This window comes from Paenibacillus sp. IITD108 (assembly GCF_036541265.1).
Classification (GTDB): Bacteria; Bacillota; Bacilli; order Paenibacillales; family Paenibacillaceae; genus Pristimantibacillus.
In genome coordinates this window covers 17,776-36,247 of record NZ_JAZHCT010000002.1, presented here as the reverse complement: position 1 = coordinate 36,247, position 18,472 = coordinate 17,776, and the positions used below count along the sequence as shown (strand labels likewise).

Below are 18,472 nucleotides of genomic sequence, written 5' to 3'. Positions count from 1 at the left end.
GGGAGCATTACTGCAAAGTAAGGAGGGCTCCCCGAGTTAAACTCCGCTGCTCTAACGGTTGCTATCGCTGCTATTTCGATTATTTTAGCCAGTTTGCTTGTGTGACGGTTGTGACAAGCGTTAATGCACCATTTTACGAAAAAAATAGCCGTTTTTACGATATTAAGCGCGGCTGCAACCATTAGAAAATTTTTTGCTTCATTTTCACATGATTAGCATCTGTGGCAACCGTTAGCAGTCGAGAAGAAGATACTCGTTGCTCTGTTGTTCGCTAAGGGAACTGATTTTGTGCCAGCGGCAAAAGTGAATCCTTTCTTTCGGAACCAATTCAATACCAGTACTTAGGGATTGCTGATTATTCGGCGGTCCTTTTTTTATTTTCCATTTTACCGATAATCATTTGATCTGATTATTTCTTTATTTAGAAATCGTTTATACACTTATCGCAGATACACTAAATGGCAGCAGGAAGGTGATTCATTTTGAAGATAGAAAATCTGGGCTCGGTTGTTTACTCCAGCTTTGGGCAAGGCGCAGCTATAAGACAGTATGAGGGCAAGAGCTCCATATGCTTCGTAGGCAATGGGCTGCCTGCCGTATTTTATGAGTTCGATTTATTTACAGGAGAATTATTGTTTTTACGGGAGCTTGAGAATCAAGATTGTGTATGGGCAATTACTCGCAATCCTGACGGCGAAGTGTATTTCAGCGGCACAAATGACGGTATTCTTTATCGTTATAGAGGAACTGGGCAGCTGGATAACTTAGGTGTGAACCCGGCGAATAATTGGGTCATTAATCTTGTATGGGAAGAACAATTTGTGTGGGGAGGAACATATCCGAATTCGAAACTGTTTTCGTATAATCATCAAACCGGAGAATTTAAAAATTATGGCACGATGGCAGAGCATGAACAGTATTCGCGCGGCATAGCCAGAGATGGCGATTGGCTTTATGTTAGCACCGGGAGCAGGAAGCATTTCTTCAAATATAATCTTGTTACAGGCGAGCAGGTGGAGATCCAGCTGGACAAGCTGACTGGCAGCAATGGTTTTCTGGACCGCTTATGGCTGGTCGATCAATATTTATTTGTAGCATCTGACTTCATTGATATGTATGTGTATGATCGAAGAACGATGGAGCTCGTCGATCAGTTTTCTTTTGATAATTTGCTGCTCACGGACCATCCGCTTGATCCGCAGCTAGTGCTCTACAAAGACGGGGCATCCTTACGGGGCTGGCATAAAAAAGAGCGCAATGCTGTGACCGTAGTAGACGGCGGATTGCCTGTAGGACGCTGCAAGGCGTTGGAATATATCAAGCACAATGACAACGAATTTATTGCACTTGTAACCGTAAATGCGGAGCAGGCGCTTATAAATTTATCGGATATGTCCATTTCACGAAGTATGCTTAAGATTGAACCTCAGCCGCTGCTTCAAACCTGCTTGGAAGTTGCGCCTGATGGGGCGGTGTACGTAGGCGGTTATCATAGGGGGTTAAGCAAATATAATCCGGATACGAATGAGATTGAATGGACGGTTGGGTTATTTCCACAGTCTGAAGGGATGACCTTCCATAATAATCAAGTGTATTTCGGTACGTATACGAAGGCCCATTTGTATAAGTATAATCCCGAGATGCCTGTAGCATTTGACTGGTCGGCAGAAGGAAATCCAAGCTGGATCGGACAAATTCAGCATCAGCAGGATCGTCCGTTTACGATGACTGCAGGCGATCATTATGTGTTTGCGGGTACAGTTCCTGATTACGGTCTTCAAGGCGGAGCTCTTGCAGTCTATAATACGCGCACTAACGAGCTGGAGACGTTTCCTCAGGTTGTGGAAAACCAATCTATTCTAGGGTTAGCTTACTGGAAAGGGCTAATATTTGGCGGCACTTCTGTTTGGGGCGGCCTAGGAGGCGAACCGTATGCTGGGCCTGCAAAAATTTTTGTGTGGGATGTAGAGAAAAAACAAAAAATCGCGGAGTTTATTCCTCAAATTCCAGGCGCTGCACAGCAGCCTTTAATGATTGGCGAACTTATGCTTGGCCCGGACGGATTAATATGGGGCGCCGATGATGGCACGATATTTGCTTTTGATCCCGTAACCTATGAAATTGTGAAAAGCAAAATCGTGTTTCCGACGGAATATGCGTACAGCAAATGGCGCCCGATCGTCGTGCGATTCGGCACAAACGGCTTGCTGTACACGACGCTTGCCCGCAAAATTATTGTGCTAAATCCGGAAACGCTGGAGCATCGGCAAATAACGGATGAGATTGTAGGGAATATGGCGATTGACGCAAGCAATCGGATTTATATAAACAAGGGCAGTGAGCTAGTACGCATTACAATGCCAGATAATCTTTTGAAATGATTATATCAATCGCAAGATTATATCCGTTATGATAGGCGTACATCTGAGACATCGCTGATTTATTGGGAAGGGAGCATGATCATGCAAGCGGATTCTTCTATAGACATTTCTGCTGAGTCTGTTCAGCCGCAGGAGCCAAGACGCCGCCGTTTTAAGCTGGGGTGGCTCAGGAGCGACTGGGATTTATATTTGATGCTGGTACCCGGTATTTTGTTTTTTGCTTTATTTCGTTATCTTCCAATGTGGGGGATTGTTATTTCCTTTCAGGATTACAATCCTTTCGGTGGAATTTGGAAAAGTGAATGGGTTGGTTTAAAGCATTTTATCGCCTTATGGAATTATGATGGATTTTGGTTAATTTTTCGAAACTCTATTATGTTGAGTTTGCTAAATTTAATTTTCTTTTTTCCAGTTCCGATTTTGCTTGCGCTTATGCTGAATGAGGTGCGGAAAAAGTATTTTAAAAATGTGATTCAATCTATTATTTATATGCCGCACTTTATTTCATGGGTAGTCGTAGCTGGTATTTCATATTTAATTCTGGCTACACAAGATGGCATTGTGAATGAATATTTGACGAGGCTGGGCGGCGAGGCACAAAGCTTCCTTACGTCAAGCAATTGGTTCAGGCCGCTCATTATTTTGCAAAGCATATGGAAGGAAGCGGGCTGGGGCACAATCATTTTCCTGGCTGCTCTGTCAGGGGTTGATCCTCAGCTTTACGAAGCATCTGTGGTAGATGGCGCTAACCGCTGGAGACAGCTGTGGCATATTACGCTGCCAGCAATTCGCAGCACGATCTTTATTTTGCTCATTTTAAGATTGGGGCATATTTTGGACAACGGATTTGAGCAAATTTTCCTTATGCTTAGCGCTACTACCTATAGTGTGGGAGATGTGTTCGAAACGTATGTGTACCGCGAAGGTCTTGTAGGCGGCAAATACAGCTATACAACGGCAGTCGGCTTGTTTAAGTCTGTTGTAGGCTTAGTCATGGTCGTGCTTGCGAATCGTCTCGCTAAAAAATTCGGCGAGGAGGGCGTTTACTAATGAACAAATTCCGCAGCCGTGGCGAGAAGGCCTTTGATGTATGTAATATTTTGCTGCTGGCCGCCGCCGCCGCCATTACGCTTTTTCCGTTTTGGTACATTGCAGCCGTATCATTATCTCCCATTGAACAAGTAATGCGCGGCGGTCTGATCTTATGGCCGGAGTCGCTTACTCTGGAATCGTATAAATTGATTCTTACCAATGCTCATTTCACCAGGGCGCTTTGGATAACCGTAGCTCTTACAGCGGTCGGAACACTTACTAATCTAGTGCTCACTGCATTAATGGCATATCCCTTGTCTAAAAAAAGGCTGAAGGGCCGCAGCGCGCTGCTGTTTCTAGTATTATTTACAATGCTGTTTTCAGGAGGCATGATCCCGAGCTATCTCGTTATGAAATGGCTGAATCTATTGAATTCCTTCTGGTCTGTTATTATACCAAGCGGAATCAGCGCATTTAACCTGATCATATTGAAAAACTTTTTTCAGGGTATTCCGGAAGAGCTCGAAGAATCCGGAAAGATGGACGGCTGTACAAATACAGGAGTATTGTTCCGAATCGTGCTGCCGCTGTCGATGCCGGCTATGGCGACCTTTACGCTGTTTTACGCGGTAGGGCATTGGAATCAGTTTTTTACATCAATTTTGTATGTTACCAATTCCAAGCTCTGGCCCATTCAGGTTGTACTGCGCCAAATGATTATTCAAGGCTCCACAGAGGAGTTTCAGGCGGCAATAGCAAATGAGACAACTGAAATTATGCCAACTACGATTAAGATGGCGGCTATTATCGTAGCAACTGTTCCGATCTTGTTTGTTTATCCGTTCTTGCAGAAGCACTTTGCAAAAGGCGTGCTATTAGGTTCAGTGAAAGGCTAGTATATTAGCTTTTTATAAAGATATAAGGATGACAAAGAGACTGTCGATTAATTGTGGGCAATTATTGATAAGCAATGAGAAGAGGGAACGGAGAGCAAGAATTGGACTACAACAGCGGTCGGAATCCCAATCTTGATCGCAGTGGGACCTTTTTCTATTGCTTGTTGCCCTAGCCACAATTAATCGGCAGTCTCACAAAAAATCGTTTATCCTTGTATATATTTTTCTACTAACAGGAGGGGTTCTAATTATGCAAAAAACAAGAAAAACGCTGGCAATGGCATTAACCTTTGTGCTTATGCTTGCTTTGCTGGCAGCTTGCGGTTCAAGCGAGAAGAAAGGCGAGGGCGGGGGCAGCTCGAATGGCACACAGCCAGAAAAAAATTCTACTGCGCCTAGCAATAAGCCAAAAGAAAGATTGAAAATCAGCATGATGTATCCGCTTAGCGGCGATGCGCCGCAAAAGAGTGAGGCTTGGAAGTATATGGAGGACTTGCTTGACGTGGAGCTGGATTTGATCGCGGTTCCCGCCAGCGGATATTTGGAGAAGGTTAGCTTGACTGTCGCTTCTGGTGAGCTTCCGGATCTTATGGTTTGGACAACATACCCGGATCCAGAGCTGATTAAATACATTCGCCAAGGTGCATTCAAGCAGCTTGATGATGTAGTCGGCAATTATAAAAATATTATGGAAACACCGGAGCAAACGTTTGAAAACGTAAAGGTGGACAAAAAGCTGTATTCGATTCCACGTACTCGTCCATTGCAAACATCCGCTGCCTATATTCGCAAGGACTGGCTGGACAATTTGAATTTGGAAATTCCGAAAACAGTTGAAGAATTCGCCGATATAGCGTTGAAATTCACAACTATGGACCCGGATCAAAACCAAAAGGATGATACGTTTGGCATTGCGCTTGGCGAAGAGCTTGTTTTCCTTGATCAATTGTGGATGGCATTCGACGCAGGCAATCAGTGGAGAGAGAAGGAAGACGGCACGCTGGAGAGCTGGCATGTATCCGAAGGCCGCAAGGAAGCAATTAATTGGGTGACAGAGCTTTACAAAAAAGGTGCTATTGACCGCGACTTCCCGGTACTTAACTATGCACAGGTTAATGAGAAATTCATTGCAGGCAAGATGGGAATTATGATTGGCGGCGGTGTTACGAACTATGGTCAGTTTTTGGCTGATGCACAGAAGCTGAATCCAAAGGCTGAGTTCATTATGATTGACCCGCCAGTAGGACCAACCGGTAAAACAGGTGTGATGCAGTCTCATGGCTTCTACGGCCATTGGGTAATCAGCAATAAAGTATCCGATGACAAGCTTGCAAAAATTATGGAGGTGCTTGATTGGCAGGCAACTCAGGAAGCTCTTGATTTCAAACGCGTAGGTATTGAAGGCATCCACTACAATATGGAGAACGGCGCACCTGTACTTACAGATCAGTATAAAGCTGACGGTGTATTGAACCTTGTCGCGCATAACAAATTCAACCCTTACTATACAACGCCAGGCGCTCCGGAAGAGGTTGCACAAGCTCAGCTGGACGAGTGGAAAAAAATCGAGAAGCTAGGCGTGCCTAACCCGGCAGTCGCAGTTCTTACGCCTGCTATGCAGGAAAAGCAAGCCGATCTGAATAAATTTGCAATGGAATACTACATCAGCGTTGTCGTTGGTCAAAAATCAATCGATACCTTTGATGCATTTGTAGAAGAGTGGAACAAAAAAGGCGGCGAGCAAATGACGAAAGAGGTTAATGAGTGGTACGCTGCCAATAAATAATTGAATAGCAATGGAAGAGGGAGAACGCTCCCTCTTTCTTCTATTTAAAGTACAGCATGAAATATGAAGAATTATCCTGTATTCATGCAGGCTAATCGTTTAATATAGAAAAGCCTGATGAAAGATTGTCGAATTTTTTTACATGAAGGAAGTGAAAGTTTGAGGTGGATAGCTTTAAATAATAGGCTGCGATTGAAGTTTATTATCGGGACATGTTTAATCGCAATTATTCCTATTCTTATCTTTAGTTTTTTTTCCTATACGATAGCATCCTCGAGCTTGCAGCAGGAGCTTGGGAGAGCCAAAATTGAAACGCTGAAGCAGGTGCAGCAGCGGATTGATGATAAGCTGATTACAATCAATAAAAATGCCATTCAGCATCTGTATACAGCTTCATTTGATTCCTTTCTATCGAAGGAAGATTTAACGACGGATCTTGCCACCTATAGAGATGTGAAGTCTTTGCTGAGCTCCATCGAAGTGCTTGTCGACAATGTAGAGTCGGCTTCTTTATATTTGAAAAAAACCGATCAGCTAATTATACATGATAGTATACGGCCTGCTGAGGAGTACATGGCGCCAATCTTATATGAAAAAATACAAAACAACAAAGAAGCTTATTTTTGGGTGGATGATCTGAATGAGCACTCCAGCCATAGACGTAGTCCCAAGAATATTACCTACGTACGCGCAGTTCCTCTAAAAGCTGAGGAGCCGCTCGGCTATATTATTATCCGTCTGAATGACCGGACTTTTTTTGAAGTTTACGATAAACAGGATAATACCTTTATGAGCGAGATGCTCATTATAACGCCGTCTGGAACGGTTTTTTCCGATTGGAATCGCGATATGCTGCAGGATGACTTGTCGCAGTATCCGCTTGTAACATCAATTTTGAATGGCGATGAGCAGGAAAGCTCGTTTTATGAATATATGGACAATAAAAAAATGCTGGTAAGCTATTGGCAGTCCCCGCTTAACAATTGGTCGTATGTATCGATTATTCCGACGACTGAGCTGATGTCCAGCTTCAATAAAATCAAAAAAATAACGATTATTGCTTGTTCAGCTTTAATTTTGGCTTGTTTGGCGGCAGCATTATTTGTCTCCAGAAATTTCTATAACGGCATAAAAAGCATCGTGGATCGTATTCGCGGAAAATCACAATGGTCAGGCTCCGGCGACCGCAAGGATGAGATCGGGCTGATCAATTCGTATATGGATACGCTTCAGGACTTGAATACTTCGCTGCATAATCAAGTGAAGCGGGATAAGCCGATTCTTGCCTCCGGTTTTGTACAAAGTATATTGCTGGAGCATGTGCGCAAAAAGGATATGGAGCAGCAGTTTGAATATTTTGATCTGCCGCGCGAAAGCTCGTTTTACTCGGCCCTTTGCGTGGAATTGAACGTCGCGGAGGAGCTGGATGAGAAGGATGTTCAGTTGTTCGTGTATGCGGCGACGAATATTTGTGAGGAAATATTCGCAGCTAACTCGCCAGGCATGATCACGAAAGCAGGGCCTAACCAGATTGCTCTTATTATGAATCATACTGCAGATTCTGTTCAGGGACGGATGAATGAGGCGTTTCGGGTGGCAGAGGAAATATCAGCGGCGATATTCGATTCTTTAAGCGTAGAGGCTACAATAGGAATTGGCCGCTGCTATGAGCGCATCGATATACGAAAATCATTTATGGAAGCGCGCAATGCGCTGCAATACAGGCTTGTCATCGGCACAGGCCATGTTATTTATGTAGAGCAGGTAGAGCCGCTGCAGGCGGAGAATGCTTATGAGTATCCGCACGAAATCGAGCAGCAAATGATGATGCAGGTAAAGGTTGGCAATTTGGAGCAGGTCAGCCAGCTGCTTGATCAATTTTCCAATAAGCTGCGCGAGGACTCCAACATAACTGCTGCACAAGTGCTGATGTCTTATACACAGCTGGTGTCGCATGCCGTCAGAGAGTTTTATAATATTGCACCGGAAGCAGCCGCCGCTTTATTTAGTTATAACGTATTTGATAAGCTGACAGAAATGCCGACCATGTCTCATATTCAGCAGTGGGTGTACCACCATGTATTTGTCAGTATGTCCAAGTACTTCGAATCGATAAGAACGGAGAAAAGCTATAAAACGATGGAGCAGGTGCTTACCTATATTGCCGAGCATTACGATGAGGACATTTCGCAGCCGCAAATGGCGGAGATGGCTGGCATTCCTCCGTCGCATTTCAGCCAGATGTTTAAAGACGAGCTTGGCATTACATTCAGCGATTATATTATTTTGTATCGGATGGATAAAGCAAAGGAGCTGCTGCTTCAAACCGATATGAAAATATTCGAAATTGCCGAGCACTTGCGCTATCAAAATTCGCAAAACTTTATTCGTACTTTTAAGAAGACGCATGGCATGACGCCTGGAGAGTACAGAAGCAAGGAGAAGAAGGACGGAGCGTAGAGGGAGGAGCGCTAGCTGCTATTGTTACTGCGTGTTGAAAAGCTATATAGCAGCTTAATTGCACGGATATAGGTTACAGAATTTGTGAGCAAACGTGCAAAAACCTGTGACATTCAGGTCGATGAAAACCCTTTATTTCGCGAAATGAGTTACTACAAAATAGTTTTGAGGAAGCGCCGACCAGTTCTGTATGATTTTTCATATACAATCGTGTTTTTTGGGGCATTTCAGCGTAATGTATATGAAATTTCATATACAATTAGCCGTTTCGAGGTGGCAGCGACCAGATCTATATGATTTTTCATATACAATTGTGTTTTTTGGGGCATTTCAGCGGAATGTATATGAAATTTCATATATAATTAGATGTTTTGAGGTGGCAGCGACCAGTTCTGTATGATTTTTCATATACAATTGTGTTTTTTGGGGCATTTCAGCGGAATGTATATGAAATTTCATATACAATTAGATGTTTTGAGGTGGCAGCGACCAGTTCTGTATGATTTTTCATATACAATCGTGTTTTTTGGAGCATTTCAGCGGAATGTATATGAAATTTCATATATAATTAGATGTTTTGAGGTGGCGCCGACACGGATAGTGCTGCTAATCTTCGCTCCAATCTAAAATGAGCTGTTTTCGCTGAAATAGTGCTTGTCAGCTTCGTTAGAATTATTTCCAACAGCGTTAGCAGGTAACTTTAGTTGAACAGAAGCTGGCTGCCCGTAAAAAGGGCTTAGCTTGGAAAGTTTAACAGCTCGTAATATTGCGACAAAATATGCTCAAGCTCATCGAAAAGGATAAAGCGCGCAGCGCGATACACTTCTTTGCCTTCGTAGAACAGAAGCAACAAAGGGGATGAAAAGGCTAGAAATTCGGCCGCGCTTTCTGGCGCATCCTCAACATAAAGATATATCCCGTTGATATTGCTGAATTGATTTTGCAGCAAAGCGTCGGCTTTGGCCTGAACTGCTTCGCATACCCCGCATTGTCTTGTTTTTAGTATAAGCAATGTGAGCGGATGCTCGGCGATGCTTTGCTTTACATCCTCTAAAGCTTGCAGCTGCTGCATAATAACGTCCTCCTCCACACGTTTTGATTCAAAAAGCCTCTTCGATTATTATATACGTCGAAGAGGCTTTTCAACATAGCCCGCTTATTAGCTTTTTAACATATTGTAGACTTGTTCAACGTCCTTGTCGCCGCGGCCGGACAAATTGATAATAATAATTTGATCCTTACTCATTGTAGGAGCAAGCTTCTTGGCGTATGCAACGGCATGCGAGCTTTCCAATGCAGGGATAATGCCTTCCGTACGAGAGAGCTCCTGGAAGGCTTCCAATACTTCTTCATTGCTTACGGCATAATATTCCGCACGTTCGCTAACCTTAAGGTGGCTGTGCTCAGGTCCAATGCCTGGATAATCCAGACCGGCTGCAATGGAATACGTAGGTTTCGGATTGCCATTCTCGTCTAGCAGCACCAGGCAGCGGAAACCGTGAATAACTTCAGGAACACCTTGTGTTAGCGTAGCGGCTTGATCAGGCTCAGCGCCGATCAAACGTACAGATGGCTCGTCCAAATAATGAGCGAAAGCGCCGATTGCATTGCTGCCGCCGCCTACACATGCGATAACCGCATCAGGCAGCCGGCCTTCCTTCTCCAGAATTTGACGCTTGGACTCCTCGCTGATGATGGACTGGAAATGCTTGACCATCGTTGGGAAAGGATGCGGCCCAACTGCGGAGCCAAGCAAGTAGAAAGTGTTTTTGTAATTAACTACGAGGTCATTGAGAGCTTCGTCGACAGCATCCTTCAGACGGCCTTGGCCGGCATGAACAGGTACAACCTTGGCTCCGAGCAGCTCCATACGGAATACGTTCAATGCTTGACGTTTTGTATCCTCGGCTCCCATATAGATGACGCATTCCATATTGAACATGGCACATACGGTTGCAGTTGCAACGCCGTGCTGGCCAGCGCCCGTCTCCGCAATAATCCGCTTGGCTCCCATGCGCTTGGCAAGCAAAATTTGTCCAAGCACATTGTTGATTTTATGTGCACCGGTATGATTAAGGTCTTCACGCTTTAAGTAAATTTTGGCGCCGCCCCAAGTTTTGGTGAGCTGTTCTGCGTATGTAAGCGGGTTTTCACGCCCCACATATTCCTTCAAATAATAGCGTAATTCTTCGTTGAACTCTGGGTCATCCTTGTAGGTATAAAATTGATCAGCCAAATAGTCCATAACCTCTTGCAGCTCGGGCGGAATAAAGCTGCCGCCAAACTCGCCAAAATAACCTGCTTGCTGTTGCGCTTCGCTCATAAAATTGCATACCTCCAATAGAATAAATTCGTTAATCTTCCCCATATCATACCATTATTTTTTAAATAAAAATATCCATTTAGCCAGGTGCAGCGTCCTATTTGCCCATATTTTGAAGGTGAAATGTGTCTGTCCAGCCGGACAAGAAAAAGACAAGCCTCATGGGAAAGAGACTTGTCAGGCTGTTGCGCTGCGTATTATAACCAACCAGTACTCATACTGCATACGCTGCCTCTGCTTCGTCAGCTAATTACTTTTCCTCAAGAATGCCTTTGAACGACTGTCTAATCACATCGCCGCGGCTAATGACGCCAACCAGCACGCCGTTTTTGACAACGGGCAGTTTTTTAATTTGCTTTTCGCCGAGAATAGCGGCAATGTCTTCAATATTGTCATCCCACTGTGCCGTGAGCACCTTTTTGGTTGCCAGCCTCATCACATTAACATCCAGCACCTCACGAATGCGATCTTCAAATTCATCTTGATCACCTTGAATGTAACTGAACATATACACCATATTGATAATAATGTCATTATGCTTACCAATATAGCTCATCACGTCGCCATCACTAATATAAGCTACAATTTCGTTTGCATCATTAACCACCGGCAAGCCGCTGATATTATGATCAATAAACTTTTTGACAACGGTACGTATGGTATCATCTTTCATTACTTTGTACACGTTACTTATCATAATTTCATGTGCTTTCATTGAATATCTCCTCCTGACTGAATCGTATAGAAACGCAGGTCATTCATGCACAAAATATTATGGCCTATCTTTATTATAACGGATTATAACCAAATTTTCATATATAGCTATTTCCTGAGTTGGTCATTTTAGTGAAACAAGGATAAATGGCTTCGCTATTGTTGCCTGCAACATTACTTAGGTGATCTGCGTCTATTAACCTGTAATCGAAGAGCTCCGATTACTAGAATTTTAGTGCAAGGAGAATAACCCCATGAAAAAAACAGCAATGTCTCTTCTAGTCGTCACAGCTCTGCTTGGCAGCTTGCTGACCGCGTGCTCCGGCAATACGAACAATAATAGCGCAACTCCACCTGCAACAAGCTCGCCGATCACAAGCGAAAGCCCGACGCCGAGCCCAAGCCCGTCTGATGAGCCGTCAAATACCGATAAGCCAGATGATAACAAAATTGAATCGTCTACTGATAAAATTATGAAAGCAATGCTAGACAAAATAGAACAACCGGGTCTCATGGACCTGACCTTGGACAATATTGACGCCTATTATGTCATCGATACCGATCTGATTGATGAATTTTCGATTAAAACACCGGCTTTCAACCTCAGCTCCAATGAAATTGCGATCGTCAAAGTGAAGGACAAAAAAGATATCGCTGAAATCAAAAAGAGCATGGAGCAGCGCGGAACTGACGTGCAGAAGATGTTCGAGCAATACTTGCCAGAACCATACAAGCTCGCCCAAGACTATAGAGTAGTCACAGTTGGCGAATATGTCTTGTTCCTGATTTCCGAAAAAGCCGATGAGCTGGAAAAAGCCTTCAAGGAAGCGGCAGCTAGCGCGTAACTTGTGCTCCTTGGCCAATTTTGTTAGAAAAAAAGATGCATCCACCTTCTATCCAAGAAGGCCGATGCGTCTTTTTTCTTTCCTATATTTAAAATGACCGGGCGCTAAAGGCACTCGGTCATTTCATTAAGGCAGCGCTGTTGGAGCAAGCCAGCTCAGCGCAGGTAAATTTCTTGCTATGCCATATGCTATCGCAAGCGTGAGCATAATTAGCATTGCTGTATTGCTTGTTCTTTTCCATTGATATTTATTGGCCATGTAATAAATGACGTATAATGGCGGAACAATGAATAGCAACGCATTATAACGCAGGCTTTGATATATGTCTAAATGCAGCAATGTCAAAGCCGCGCGCGTCATCCCGCATCCAGGACAATAGAAGCCTGTAACAGCAAGAAATGGGCAAGGGATGCCGATATGAGTCAGCGGAAGCCAAACAAGCAAATAGAAAAGCAGGAGCAGCCCAAGAACAATGATCCATACTAGCTTTGGATTGTTCTTTACAAAGGTTGTTACCCTATGCCAGCTTGTTGACGTCATTTTGTGCCAATGCATACGTAACGATACCTAAACCAAAGATCGTCAGAATCAGATAGACAGCAGAGTTGTCCGTTGGCTGATAACCGCGATGGTATTGCGCATGAGCGATATGCTTGCCTACTTGGTAGGACCAAATAAACGACCATATTCCACATGTTACTATAGTAAGCAAAAAGTGCTTGCCGCCTGTAAAGCTTGGATCATTGCTTACTTTACCAATATCATTGGTAAGTACAATGAACCAATAGATACCGTAGATTCCGCATGTAATAAATGTTAATACGATACATAATGCAATGTTTCTTTGGATAATCACATTTACACCTTCCTAATAAAATAGTTTGAATTTGTAGAACCTTGTAGAAATATGCCATCGTCATTATATGCAACAATATACAGAAAAACAAGACAAAAATTAGTTAAGTCAGCCCAAACTTGATCGCAGTGCTCTTCCCTTTTTGTTGTTTGCTCCACTATCCAAAACGAATCGGCAGTCTAGTCAGAAAAATACTTTTTCAAAGCCTAAAGATTTACTCTTACTTTTATTCGGTGGTAGAATGAAGTATACATATTATGAAAAAATGAGGGATGAATGATGGATTTAGGCAAATTGACTAATATGGCAAGCGGGCTTGGACTGGATTTGGAAAAATTGAATCTGGAGCAAATCATTACCGATAAATTTATTAAAGACAACACTATGCTTGATTCGGTACAAGCTTTTCTGGATAAGGTTGGCGTAGGCAGCGTGCTGGATTTGAAAAATATTTCTGCCGATAAGCTGGATGGAATTATTAAAGGAATCAGCAGCTTTGGTTCCTGGAAAGATTTCTTGGTGAAAGCAGCAGGAGGCCAAATTGGCGGCGGTCTTGGCGATAAGCTGGGCGGATTGTTCAAGTAATAAAAAGTGGCAAATAAAAAGCCGGGCGCATCATTCATGCGACCCGGCTTTTATCGAGAAACGGCACATCCTTAGCCTAGGACGCGCAGCGTTTCTTCTTGTAAACATAGCTTTCAAGTACTCGTTTTAATGTTGATATTTACATCGTAATAAAAAGACTTTATGATTTTGTATATGCAGGGGGGGAAACAGTGATAAAGAAACTAGCAAGAATAAAAAAGATTACCTTCAAAAAGAAAATACTTATCTATTGTTTATTTCTTAGTATCATTCCTGTTACTTTATTGGGAATGATTTCATCCTATACAGCAGTTAAAAGCATTCAATCAGAAGTGGATACGAATAACAGGATCATACTAAAACAAATTGAATATCAATTAAATGCATTTTTAGCTGAATTGAAAACGTTGTCATTACAGGTGTCAGAAGATTTAATTATACAAAATTCATTGCTGCTCGGCATTTCGACAACGCCAAAAGAAAGTTTTGAAGCTACCATGAATATGATGAGCACGGTATCGAAATATAGAAGTGTCACAAAAATCCCGTTTGGCGTAACTTTGGTTTACACTGACTATGATCAAATTTACTCAACTATTAAAGGACTGTCGTCGATAAGCAATTTTAATTACAGACAATTGATTCAAACCTATAATCCTAAATATTTTGGTGTATCGGTAATTACTCCCAACACCTATCTTAATCAAAATGAATTATTAATTGTAAAGCAAGTTTCTGTCGACTACAGTACAGCTGGAATCGTGATTTTACATGTGGATATCAAGAGAATGTATGAGTATTTGCAATCCATTGAGATGGGAAATATTCAAGTTTTAATTGTCGATGATCAAGGGAAAATTGTTTTGAGTCCAAGGGCAGAAGAAATTGGTGCCCGCTTGACATTGGAATCACCTATTTATAGCGTGTCGAAAGAAAAGGCGGGGATTTCCAAACAATTGGTTATCGCCAATGAGAAGTACAATGCTACGACCATAAAGTCGACCTATAATAATTGGACATATATTGCGATGACGCCCATGCGTGAGTTAACTAATAAAGCTAATGATATTCGCAACTGGACATGGGGAATGGCAGCGTTTCTCGTTATATTCTGGGGATGTATATCCTTTTTAAGTTATCGAAGCCTCTACATGCCTATTTATCGTATTATGCAGAAGTTGCCTCGAGTGATGAAGGCGGGCACTGATGATGTCCAAGCGATTCATTCGTATATGGATGATGTGGTAGAAAAAAATAATTATCTGAAAGATCAATTGCAACAGGAGCAGCAACAGGTCAGGGAGCATGTAATGAAAAAGCTGATACATGGGGAAATATCAGCGGCTTCTATACAGGGAAAATTACAGCAATATAATCTTGTTATTGAAGGAAAATCATTTTATATATGCGTAGTGGATGTTGATCAAGTGAATGCGTTTAAACAGAGATACTTGAATAATGACAGAAATTTAATTATGTACGCGCTTAATAAAGTGATTCAAGAGTTATGCGACGAGAATGATCAGATTCACTATATCACTTCTAATGTGCAAATTTGTCAAGTTCTGCTAATACTCGGGTTGCAAGACTCATCAGATGATTCGGAACAATTGATTAGACAATTATGTGGACTAATACGTTATAAAATTCAGGAAATATTCCAGTTCACGGTTTCGATTGCGGTAAGCAGAGAAACTAATGATCCCTACTATCAAATAAATGACTTGTATGAGCAGACGCTTCAATTGTTAGGCTATCGTCATTTGATTGGTGTGAACAGCACGATCTCGTGTCAAGATGTGGAAGCATTATCGGTTATTGATTTGCGAGATAGAAACTCTGCCAAATGGCATAAGATGACGATATCATGCTTAATGGAAGGGAATGTGAATGAAGCGGAGGAAATGTATATGTCCATGTTGGATATATTGCCTTTGCACGTCCCTGATTTTAAAATGTTTCAAGGAATACTGACTTACTCTCTGGATGATATCGGACAATTTATGTATGAGAGAATGGGCTGCACATTTGATGAAGTGTTTGAGAACGATGTTTATCAAGATATTTTTGCAACTACATCACTGGATGAAATGAAAGAATGGTTTTCCATTGTATTTTTTCCTGCCATCAGAAAAAAAATTGAACATATGGAGCTTATAAGTGATAGAAAAACAGTAGATCGCACAATTGAATATATTCATAATCATTATGAATCCGATCTTTCTTTGCAAGCCATTGCTTCAGAGCTTGGAATGTCCACCTCTCAATTAAGTAAAGTTTTCAAAAAACAAGAAAATATTAATTTTGTTGACTACGTCATTAATTTCAAAATGAATAAAGCGAAAGAATGGCTGGTTTACACGGATTTGTCCATTAAGGAAATCTCCGATAAGCTGCAGTATACAACGACTCAAAACTTCACAAGAGTATTCAAACAAATTACAGGGATACCGCCTGGGAAGTACCGAAGCGATTACAGATCCGGTAAATCCGATGAAGCAGAACGATTGGAATAATAAAATGAACAGCCCTCATCTTGCTGTAGAGATGGGGGCTGTTTGTTTTTGGACAAGGATCGGGTTAGCAGTTTCTTCTTGAACAGAAGTATCATCTTTTGCCTTATTTGTTTCAATTTTTGCCGAACTGTATTTTAAAAAATGAAACTATGCATTAATTATGTGATCCCCTATAGTGAAAGCAATAACAGGCAGAGAGAGGGAGATTGCAATGAGTGCGTTAAGGTTAGAGTCCCCAAAGAAATCATTATTAAAAGAGATTGCGAAGAACAAGTATATATATATCATTTTAATTCCGGGACTATTGTATTATGGCATTTTTTGTTACGGTCCCATGTATGGAGTTTTGCTGGCTTTTAAAGATTTTCGAGCAAACCTGGGCATATGGGGAAGCCCTTTTGTAGGTTTGGAGCATTACCGTTATATTTTCAATGATTATGAGTTTTGGCAAGCATTCAGGAATACGATTGAAATCAGCTTGAGCCGCATTGTGTTTCAATTTCCTGTTCCAATTATATTGGCGCTGTTAATCAATGAACTATGGGACGGGAAATACAAACGGTTTTTGCAAACGGTATTTACATTTCCTAATTTTTTATCGTGGGTTATTGTTTCGGGAATTATACTCAATTTATTAGGCAGTGAAGGGGTCGTCAATCGCTTTTACGCGTTGTTTGGCGCAGAAACGCAAATGTTTTTGGCTGATCGCGATTTGTTCAGACCGCTTATTTATATATCAGATATTTGGAAAAGCTCCGGTTGGGTGTGTATTATTTATTTGGCGTCAATTACTTCGATCAGTCCTGAATTATACGAGGCTTCTTATATGGATGGAGCAAATCGGTTTCAGAGAATGCTGTATATCACATTGCCTGGCATACGATCAGCCATCGTGTTGATGTTGCTCTTGCAAGTTGGAAATACGATGAATGCCGGTTTTGATCAAATTTTCAATATGTATAATGCTGCGGTTTTAAGTGTAAGCGATATCCTGGACACCTACATTTATCGCATTACATTTCAAACGTCAGGCGATTTCGGATTTAGTACAGCAGTAGGTTTGTTCAAGTCATTAATTAACTTTATGTTGCTTGTGGTTTTTGATCGTATCGCCAAACTGATGGGTGAAAGAGGAATTTTCTAGGGAGGTGCAATTGTTGAGAGTTAAAAAAAATCATATCTTCAATCTAATTAACGCTGTCTTGTTGGGAGCATGCGCCTTACTGATTATATATCCATTCTACAATGTCCTGCTAATATCGGTTGTATCGCAGAAGGAATATATGCAAACTCCGTTTATGATTTTTCCAAAAGAAATTACATTTGAAGCTTATCATTTTATTTTTCATAATCCACGTTTTTATCATGGCTATATCAATACGCTTATGATTCTGGTGATAGGTGTTCCTTATAATATGATCATTACAACTTGCACGGCGTATGCGTTGTCCAGGAGCAACTTCCCGGGAAAGAAGCTGATCACTTCCATGGTTATTTTCACCATGTACTTTAGCGGAGGCATGATTCCTCTCTATCTGCTTATCAAAGAGATGGGGCTGATGAACAATTTGCTGGCAGTCATTCTTGTTTCGGGTGCGAACACTTTCTATATGCTGCTTATTCGAAGTTATTTTCAATCCATATCTCCGGCTGTTGAGGAGTCGGCAAAGATCGATGGGGCAAATGATATTGTTATTTTGATACGAATTATGCTGCCTTTAGCATTGCCGATTATGGCTACCATCATTTTGTTTTTCTCGGTTGACCGTTGGAATGAATGGTTTAATGCCATGCTCTTTATAAGAGATGGTGATAAATGGCCATTGCAGCTTGTGCTGCGCAGTATTATATCGACCACTACGGTAGATATGAGCAGCGCAGGTATAACTATCGATCGCAATATATTTTCTGACGGGGTTAAGATGGCTGCTATTTTTATAACGATGGCTCCCATTATGGTGTTGTATCCTTTTCTCCAAAAATATTTTATGAAGGGCATTATGATTGGCTCTGAGAAGTCATGAACGAGTGATTTAAAGAGTTTCTCTTTAAATATAAAAAAATGTAGGAGGGTTAAA

The 18,472-nt window shown here is 41.8% G+C and carries 15 protein-coding genes; 10 read left to right on the top strand and 5 right to left on the bottom strand.

Annotation, left to right across the window (positions count from 1 at the left end; translation table 11 throughout):
• Positions 1-482: 482 nt before the first annotated feature.
• The 5 genes from V1L65_RS01880 to V1L65_RS01860 all read left to right on the top strand — a co-directional run bounded on the left by V1L65_RS01880 (position 483) and on the right by V1L65_RS01860 (position 8,555).
• Positions 483-2,381: a WD40 repeat domain-containing protein gene (locus tag V1L65_RS01880; RefSeq protein WP_331697366.1), complete on the top strand. Its 1,899-nt coding sequence runs from the start codon at positions 483-485 to the stop codon at positions 2,379-2,381.
• An 81-nt stretch (positions 2,382-2,462) separates the two neighbouring features.
• A complete protein-coding gene (locus tag V1L65_RS01875; RefSeq protein WP_331697365.1) occupies positions 2,463-3,431 on the top strand; it encodes an ABC transporter permease in 969 nt (322 codons plus the stop codon).
• Positions 3,431-4,309 carry a carbohydrate ABC transporter permease gene (locus tag V1L65_RS01870; RefSeq protein ID WP_331697364.1) on the top strand — a complete coding sequence of 293 codons (879 nt, stop codon included), beginning with the start codon at positions 3,431-3,433 and terminating at the stop codon, positions 4,307-4,309. Before V1L65_RS01875 ends, V1L65_RS01870 begins: the two co-directional genes overlap by 1 nt.
• A gap of 250 nt (positions 4,310-4,559) precedes the next feature.
• Positions 4,560-6,095 (top strand): extracellular solute-binding protein, encoded by a 1,536-nt coding sequence (locus tag V1L65_RS01865; protein WP_331697363.1) that lies wholly within the window; start codon positions 4,560-4,562, stop codon positions 6,093-6,095.
• A gap of 159 nt (positions 6,096-6,254) precedes the next feature.
• Complete coding sequence (locus V1L65_RS01860; protein WP_331697362.1) at positions 6,255-8,555, top strand: helix-turn-helix domain-containing protein; 2,301 nt, start codon at positions 6,255-6,257, stop codon at positions 8,553-8,555.
• A gap of 736 nt (positions 8,556-9,291) precedes the next feature.
• On the opposite strand, the gene V1L65_RS01855 is transcribed toward V1L65_RS01860, so the two are convergent.
• The 3 genes from V1L65_RS01855 to V1L65_RS01845 all read right to left on the bottom strand — a co-directional run bounded on the left by V1L65_RS01855 (position 9,292) and on the right by V1L65_RS01845 (position 11,593).
• Entirely contained in the window at positions 9,292-9,627 is a 336-nt protein-coding gene (locus tag V1L65_RS01855; RefSeq protein WP_331697361.1) for a thioredoxin family protein, read from the bottom strand.
• 87 nt (positions 9,628-9,714) lie between these two features.
• Positions 9,715-10,878: a tryptophan synthase subunit beta gene (gene trpB, locus V1L65_RS01850; protein WP_331697360.1), complete on the bottom strand. Its 1,164-nt coding sequence runs from the start codon at positions 10,876-10,878 to the stop codon at positions 9,715-9,717.
• Positions 10,879-11,128: 250 nt separating this feature from the next.
• Positions 11,129-11,593 carry a CBS domain-containing protein gene (locus tag V1L65_RS01845; protein ID WP_331697359.1) on the bottom strand — a complete coding sequence of 155 codons (465 nt, stop codon included), beginning with the start codon at positions 11,591-11,593 and terminating at the stop codon, positions 11,129-11,131.
• Positions 11,594-11,846: 253 nt separating this feature from the next.
• Between V1L65_RS01845 and V1L65_RS01840 the strand changes: the two genes are divergently transcribed.
• Entirely contained in the window at positions 11,847-12,437 is a 591-nt protein-coding gene (locus V1L65_RS01840; protein WP_331697358.1) for a DUF4358 domain-containing protein, read from the top strand.
• A 126-nt stretch (positions 12,438-12,563) separates the two neighbouring features.
• On the opposite strand, the gene V1L65_RS01835 is transcribed toward V1L65_RS01840, so the two are convergent.
• Positions 12,564-12,992 (bottom strand): DUF2752 domain-containing protein, encoded by a 429-nt coding sequence (locus V1L65_RS01835; protein ID WP_331697357.1) that lies wholly within the window; start codon positions 12,990-12,992, stop codon positions 12,564-12,566.
• Positions 12,955-13,293 carry a DUF4234 domain-containing protein gene (locus tag V1L65_RS01830; RefSeq protein ID WP_331697356.1) on the bottom strand — a complete coding sequence of 113 codons (339 nt, stop codon included), beginning with the start codon at positions 13,291-13,293 and terminating at the stop codon, positions 12,955-12,957. Before V1L65_RS01830 ends, V1L65_RS01835 begins: the two co-directional genes overlap by 38 nt.
• Positions 13,294-13,569: 276 nt before the next feature.
• On the opposite strand from V1L65_RS01830, the gene V1L65_RS01825 reads away from it, so the two are divergent.
• The 4 genes from V1L65_RS01825 (at position 13,570) to V1L65_RS01810 (ending at position 18,418) form a co-directional block, all read left to right on the top strand.
• Positions 13,570-13,878, top strand: a complete 309-nt coding sequence (locus tag V1L65_RS01825) for a hypothetical protein (RefSeq protein ID WP_331697355.1) — start codon at positions 13,570-13,572, stop codon at positions 13,876-13,878.
• A gap of 191 nt (positions 13,879-14,069) precedes the next feature.
• Positions 14,070-16,394: an AraC family transcriptional regulator gene (locus V1L65_RS01820; RefSeq protein WP_331697354.1), complete on the top strand. Its 2,325-nt coding sequence runs from the start codon at positions 14,070-14,072 to the stop codon at positions 16,392-16,394.
• A gap of 211 nt (positions 16,395-16,605) precedes the next feature.
• A complete protein-coding gene (locus V1L65_RS01815) occupies positions 16,606-17,538 on the top strand; it encodes an ABC transporter permease (protein ID WP_331697353.1) in 933 nt (310 codons plus the stop codon).
• Between the two features lie 13 nt (positions 17,539-17,551).
• Positions 17,552-18,418 (top strand): carbohydrate ABC transporter permease, encoded by an 867-nt coding sequence (locus V1L65_RS01810; protein ID WP_331697352.1) that lies wholly within the window; start codon positions 17,552-17,554, stop codon positions 18,416-18,418.
• Positions 18,419-18,472 lie beyond the last annotated feature (54 nt).

What these genes read in the sequence shown, in the direction of transcription:
- V1L65_RS01875 (WP_331697365.1), top strand. Translation starts at nt 2,463, where the DNA reads ATGCAAGCGGATTCTTCTATAGACATTTCTGCTGAGTCTGTTCAGCCG.
- V1L65_RS01870 (WP_331697364.1), top strand. Translation starts at nt 3,431, where the DNA reads ATGAACAAATTCCGCAGCCGTGGCGAGAAGGCCTTTGATGTATGTAAT.
- V1L65_RS01865 (WP_331697363.1), top strand. Translation starts at nt 4,560, where the DNA reads ATGCAAAAAACAAGAAAAACGCTGGCAATGGCATTAACCTTTGTGCTT.
- V1L65_RS01855 (WP_331697361.1), bottom strand. Translation starts at nt 9,627, where the DNA reads ATGCAGCAGCTGCAAGCTTTAGAGGATGTAAAGCAAAGCATCGCCGAG.
- trpB (WP_331697360.1), bottom strand. Translation starts at nt 10,878, where the DNA reads ATGAGCGAAGCGCAACAGCAAGCAGGTTATTTTGGCGAGTTTGGCGGC.
- V1L65_RS01845 (WP_331697359.1), bottom strand. Translation starts at nt 11,593, where the DNA reads ATGAAAGCACATGAAATTATGATAAGTAACGTGTACAAAGTAATGAAA.
- V1L65_RS01840 (WP_331697358.1), top strand. Translation starts at nt 11,847, where the DNA reads ATGAAAAAAACAGCAATGTCTCTTCTAGTCGTCACAGCTCTGCTTGGC.
- V1L65_RS01835 (WP_331697357.1), bottom strand. Translation starts at nt 12,992, where the DNA reads ATGCATTGGCACAAAATGACGTCAACAAGCTGGCATAGGGTAACAACC.
- V1L65_RS01825 (WP_331697355.1), top strand. Translation starts at nt 13,570, where the DNA reads ATGATGGATTTAGGCAAATTGACTAATATGGCAAGCGGGCTTGGACTG.
- V1L65_RS01815 (WP_331697353.1), top strand. Translation starts at nt 16,606, where the DNA reads ATGAGTGCGTTAAGGTTAGAGTCCCCAAAGAAATCATTATTAAAAGAG.